At 56.2% G+C, this 4,852-nt stretch carries 5 protein-coding genes and 1 pseudogene; 5 read left to right on the top strand and 1 reads right to left on the bottom strand.

Features of this window, described 5'->3' with window-relative positions; genetic code table 11:
* Positions 1-163: 163 nt before the first annotated feature.
* The 4 genes from B3187_RS14240 to B3187_RS14255 are packed head-to-tail and all read left to right on the top strand — an operon-like array spanning position 164 to position 3,413.
* Positions 164-1,156 carry a TRAP transporter substrate-binding protein gene (locus B3187_RS14240; RefSeq protein ID WP_414673706.1) on the top strand — a complete coding sequence of 331 codons (993 nt, stop codon included), beginning with the start codon at positions 164-166 and terminating at the stop codon, positions 1,154-1,156.
* A gap of 17 nt (positions 1,157-1,173) precedes the next feature.
* The gene (locus B3187_RS14245) at positions 1,174-1,671 is read left to right on the top strand and encodes a TRAP transporter small permease (RefSeq protein WP_123639213.1); all 498 of its coding nucleotides are present in this window, start codon (positions 1,174-1,176) and stop codon (positions 1,669-1,671) included.
* 37 nt (positions 1,672-1,708) lie between these two features.
* The gene (locus tag B3187_RS14250) at positions 1,709-3,010 is read left to right on the top strand and encodes a TRAP transporter large permease (RefSeq protein ID WP_286807145.1); all 1,302 of its coding nucleotides are present in this window, start codon (positions 1,709-1,711) and stop codon (positions 3,008-3,010) included.
* Positions 3,011-3,029: 19 nt separating this feature from the next.
* The gene (locus B3187_RS14255) at positions 3,030-3,413 is read left to right on the top strand and encodes a VOC family protein (protein WP_123639212.1); all 384 of its coding nucleotides are present in this window, start codon (positions 3,030-3,032) and stop codon (positions 3,411-3,413) included.
* Between the two features lie 60 nt (positions 3,414-3,473).
* Here B3187_RS14255 and B3187_RS14260 read toward each other — a convergent pair whose 3' ends face one another.
* Entirely contained in the window at positions 3,474-4,409 is a 936-nt protein-coding gene (locus tag B3187_RS14260) for a sugar kinase (protein WP_286807147.1), read from the bottom strand.
* A gap of 214 nt (positions 4,410-4,623) precedes the next feature.
* Here B3187_RS14260 and B3187_RS14265 point away from each other — a divergent pair.
* Positions 4,624-4,852: pseudogene (locus tag B3187_RS14265) on the top strand (mannitol dehydrogenase family protein); the annotation flags it as partial.

The raw sequence follows: 4,852 nt of genomic DNA on the forward strand, positions 1-4,852 counted from the left end.
GTCCCGAAACGGTGTACCCCATGGCAGCCCGGATTCGAGCCACCCAAGTCGAAAGCAAAGAAGTTCAAAGCACATCAGTTCAGGACTGACAAACAAGGTTTAATTGAGAGAGGGTAGGCTGCCCTGTATCATGGTCAGCTCGACAATAAGAGAGAAGGTCACTATGCAATCAAACCAACCAACCACCTGGCGGCGAGTGCTCGGCTGCATTGCGGTAACCATCGGCCTGGCCGGGTGCGACACCGTAGTGGACGACACCGTCTACATGAAAATGGGGCATGACCTCGATCGAAGCACGCCCGTGCACAAAGCCATGGTTCACATGGCCGACCGGTTGCATGAACTGTCGGACGGTAGCGTTCAATTGGAAGTCTACTCCAATGGCCAGCTCGGCTCCGAACGGGAACTGATTGAACTGCTCCAGATTGGCAGCCTGGCCATGACCAAAGTGTCCGCCAGCCCAATGGAAAGCTTCGTGCCGGAAATGAAAGTGTTCAGCTTGCCCTATGTATTCCGGGATCACGAACACTTCTGGAATTTTCTCGACAGCGATGCCGGTATCAAAATGCTCCAGTCAGGTGCGGATGTCGGATTGCGGGGGCTGGGTTACTACGATGCCGGTAGCCGCAGCTTTTACACCGTCAACAAACAGGTCGAAACGCCTGAAGACCTGGCCGGGATGAAAATCCGGGTTCAGGAGAGTCAGACCTCCATGGCAATGGTCCGCTCCCTGGGCGGCTCTCCAACTCCGGTTTCCTGGGGTGAGCTCTATACCGCCCTCTCCCAGGGTGTCGTGGACGGTGCCGAGAACAACCCGCCGAGCTTTTTCATCTCCAAGCACTACGAAGTGGCGAAGTTCTACTCGCTCAATGAGCACACCTATGTACCGGACGTGGTCCTGATCAGTAACTACGTCTGGAACTCTCTGGATGAACAACAGCAGGCCTGGCTGCAGCAGGCCATGGATGAGTCGGTGACCTACCAGAAACAACTATGGGCCGAAGCGACCGAGCACGCGCTGGAAGAGGTGCAAAGAGCCGGTGTGGAAGTGGTTTATCCGGACAAGACACCCTTTATGGAACGTGTTGAGCCCATGCATGAAGAACTGCGCGGTGAGCCCGTGTACGAGCTTCTGCAGCAGATCAAATCCATGTGAGCGCGGAGACGAGAGCCATGAACAGTGTAATGAGAGTAATTGATCGCGCCCTCGCCTGGGTGTTGATGGTATTGATGGCCGTAATGGTGATCGATGTCACCTGGCAGGTTGTCACCCGCTTTATTCTGTCCGAGCCCAGCTCGGTGACCGAGGAGCTGGCCCGTTTCCTCTTGGTCTGGATCGGGCTGCTAGGGGCCGCCTACGCATTTCGTGTGCGAGCACACCTAGGGCTGGATATTGTCACTTCCAGTCTATCTCGCCAAGCTCAGGTAAAAACCGAAATTCTGATCAACGTGCTGTGTTTCGCGTTTGCCGCGAGCGTGATGGTGGTCGGCGGTTTCAAACTGATGATGTTGACGCTGGACCTGAATCAACTGTCGCCAGCGCTGCAGATTCCCATGGGGTATATCTACAGCGTCGTCCCCATCAGTGGAATACTGATTTGTCTGTTCGCCATTGATCATATTCGATTGCGCGAAATTCCGGGTGCCAGTGAAGACCTGCCCATCGACTAACGCTGCTAGATAGAACGAATAAGAGAGGCGAACCCCTATGGAACTGTCAATTGTCGTGTTGGTGCTCAGCTTCGTTGTGTTGCTGTTCCTCAACGTCCCCATCGCTATCAGTATCGGCATTTCCACTTTGCTGACGATGCTGTTCACTATTGATTTTACGCCGGCGGTCATGACCCTGGCGCAGCGCATGGCGGGGGGCATCAACAGTTTTGCTCTGCTCGCCATTCCGTTCTTCATTCTGTCGGGCATTCTGATGGGTCAGGGCGGGATTGCGCACCGTCTGATTGAATTTGCCAAGGTGTTTTTTGGCATGCTGCCCGGCGGCCTGGCGTTTGTGAACGTGATCAGTTGTACCCTGTTTGGGGCCATTTCCGGCTCCGCCGTGGCGGCCACTTCAGCGGTCGGTGGTTTTATGGTCCCGGCCATGACCAAAGAAGGTTACGATCGGGGTTTTAGTGGTGCGGTCACGGTTACGGCCTCCACGACCGGCCTGCTGATTCCGCCGAGCAACGTGTTGATCGTTTACTCGTTGGCCAGCGGTGGTGTTTCCATTGCCGCGCTGTTTATTGCCGGCTACATTCCGGGCCTGCTGTTGATGGCCGGGTTGATGGCGGTCTGCGGTATCTGGGCCAAGATGAAAGGGTACCCGGTAGGCGATCGCATTCCGTTTCGCGAAGCGGTGCGTAAAACCATTGATGCCATCCCGAGCCTACTGCTGATCATCATCGTTATCGGCGGTATTGTGGCGGGTTTCTTTACCGCCACCGAGGCCAGTGTGATCGCGGTGCTCTACGCTCTGGCGCTATCGGTGTTCATCTACCGGGAGGTCAAGATAAACCAATTGCCGCAGATTCTGGTCAAGTCGGTTGAGACCACCGCGATTGTGATGTTGTTGATCGGCACCTCCACCGCCATGTCCTGGGTGATGTCCTATGAGAATATCCCGCAGACCATCAGCGATGCCCTGATTGCGCTGAGTGATAACCCCTACATCATTCTGCTGACCATCAACCTGATTCTGTTGATTGTCGGTATTTTCATGGACATGACACCGGCGGTCCTGATCTTTACCCCGATCTTCCTCCCGGTGGTCACCGAGCTGGGCATGTCGCCGCTGCACTTCGGTATCATGATTGTGTTGAACCTGTGTATCGGGTTGTGTACGCCGCCGGTAGGGAGTGTGCTCTTTGTCGGCTGCGGGATTGCCAAAACCACCATCAGCAAAATGTTCAAGCCCCTGCTGCCGCTCTATGCCGCGATGTTTGTTGTCCTGTTGCTGGTCACTTACGTGCCGGCTTTCAGTGAAGCCTTGCCGCGTCTGTTCGGACTGTACGAGTAACCTGGAGCGATAGAATACGATGAAAATTGAACACTTTGCCTACAATGTGGCTGACCCGGAGGCGGTGGCCGAGTGGTATACCGCCAATCTGGGGATGACCGTTGCACGGAAGATGGAGGGTGGGCCCCGTACCCACTTTCTGAAAGATTCCAGCGGCCAGGTCATGATTGAAATTTACAACAATCCGCCGGATGAAGTCCCGCCCTACGCGGATATGAACCCACTGATTCTGCATCTTGCGTTTGTGTGCGAAAACCCGGACGCGAAGCGGGCGGAACTCGAGAAAGTGGGAGCGACGTTTGTTGAGGAAGTGAAGCCTCAGGATGGCTCGCACCTGGTGATGATGCGCGATCCGTTTGGTTTCAGTATTCAGCTGTGTAAACGGGGCGTGCCGATGCTGTAGTGGCAGGGGTGTAGCCCAGTCGTAAAAAAGGCGGCGCCTGGGCGCGCCGCCTGTGAGGTGTCAGCCGTTGATACCGGCTTCAAACAGGGTTTTCTCGATTACGCCGCCCCGGTGCTGGATGACCACTCGTGCACAACGGGTGCCGTTTGCAGCGGCTGCCTCTGCCGAGGCGCCGTCCAGTCGCGCGGCCAGGTAGCCAGCGTTGAAGGTGTCGCCGGCACCGGTTGTGTCGATCACGTTATCGACTTTGGGCACCGGGACCCGTTGCTCTTCGCCATCTACGATCAGCACGGTTTCCTCGGCGCCACGCTTCAGTACCAGCTCGGACAGCGCCTGATAACGCTTTTTGCAGCCCTCGATGGAATCGTCGCCCCACAGCAGCTGCTCATCATCAAGCGTCAGCAGGGCGATATCGGTGTGCTTGAGCATGGCCTGCATGGCGTTCTGGGCGTCCTTGGCGGTGTTCCACAGGCGGGGGCGATAGTTGCTGTCGAAAATGACTTTTACCCCTTTGCCGCGCAGTTTGGCGAGGGCATCGAACAGGCTTTGCCGGGCGGTATCGGTCATGATGGCGAGCGTGATGCCGCTCAGGTAGACCGCGTTGAACTCCTGCAGCTGGTTGTACAGACGCACGCTTTCGTTGGGCTCGGAAAACAGTTCGCGCGCGGGCGCTTCGCGGCGCCAGTAGAAAAATTCCCGCTCGCCATCGGGGGTGTTACGGATGATGTACAGCCCGGGTGAACGACCGGCAGCCCGTTCGATCATATCAGTGCCGATACCCTCGTCGTGCATCCGCTGGATGATCTGCTCACTGTAGGGATCATCCCCGAGGCGAGTGACATAGTGGGTTTCCAGCCCCAGGCGGGACATGTAGACGGAGGTATTGTAGGTGTCGCCCGCGTAGGAGAGCGCCATGATTTCGCGGGTCTCCTCCTGCGCGGTAGGATAAGGCGAAAGCTCCACCATAACTTCGCCAATTGCTGCTATACGTGCCATAAAGAGGATGCCTGTTGGTTGATCGTTGATGTTGTAATGGTTATGCCGCGCGCTACGGGGCATGAATGCCATGGCGGCAATTGCAGGACAGTGAACAGAAAATATACCATCGAGTGGGAGAGATTGCCAATGTGAGTACGATTGACAACGCTGCCATAGAGCGGCGAAGAGCCTGACTCACAATTGCCTATCAACCAAAAGAAAGAGTGATGTTATGAAACGTTTAAACAATGAAACTTTGGGGCAGGTGCCCGCTTCCGTGAGCACCCCGAACTATGATCGCTCGGCGCTGAAAGCCGGTATTGTCCACCTGGGCATTGGGGCCTTTCATCGGGCCCACCAGGCTTTTTATACCGAAGCGGTCCTGAATCAATTTGGCGGGGATTGGGGCATCATCGGGTGCAGCCTTCGCTCGCCAACGGTGCGCGAGCAGCTCGCACCCC

The organism is Marinimicrobium sp. UBA4209 (genome assembly GCF_002381585.1).
GTDB lineage: Bacteria > Pseudomonadota > Gammaproteobacteria > Pseudomonadales > Cellvibrionaceae > Marinimicrobium > Marinimicrobium koreense.

What these genes read in the sequence shown, in the direction of transcription:
- B3187_RS14260 (WP_286807147.1), bottom strand. Translation starts at nt 4,409, where the DNA reads ATGGCACGTATAGCAGCAATTGGCGAAGTTATGGTGGAGCTTTCGCCT.
- B3187_RS14255 (WP_123639212.1), top strand. Translation starts at nt 3,030, where the DNA reads ATGAAAATTGAACACTTTGCCTACAATGTGGCTGACCCGGAGGCGGTG.
- B3187_RS14240 (WP_414673706.1), top strand. Translation starts at nt 164, where the DNA reads ATGCAATCAAACCAACCAACCACCTGGCGGCGAGTGCTCGGCTGCATT.
- B3187_RS14250 (WP_286807145.1), top strand. Translation starts at nt 1,709, where the DNA reads ATGGAACTGTCAATTGTCGTGTTGGTGCTCAGCTTCGTTGTGTTGCTG.
- B3187_RS14245 (WP_123639213.1), top strand. Translation starts at nt 1,174, where the DNA reads ATGAACAGTGTAATGAGAGTAATTGATCGCGCCCTCGCCTGGGTGTTG.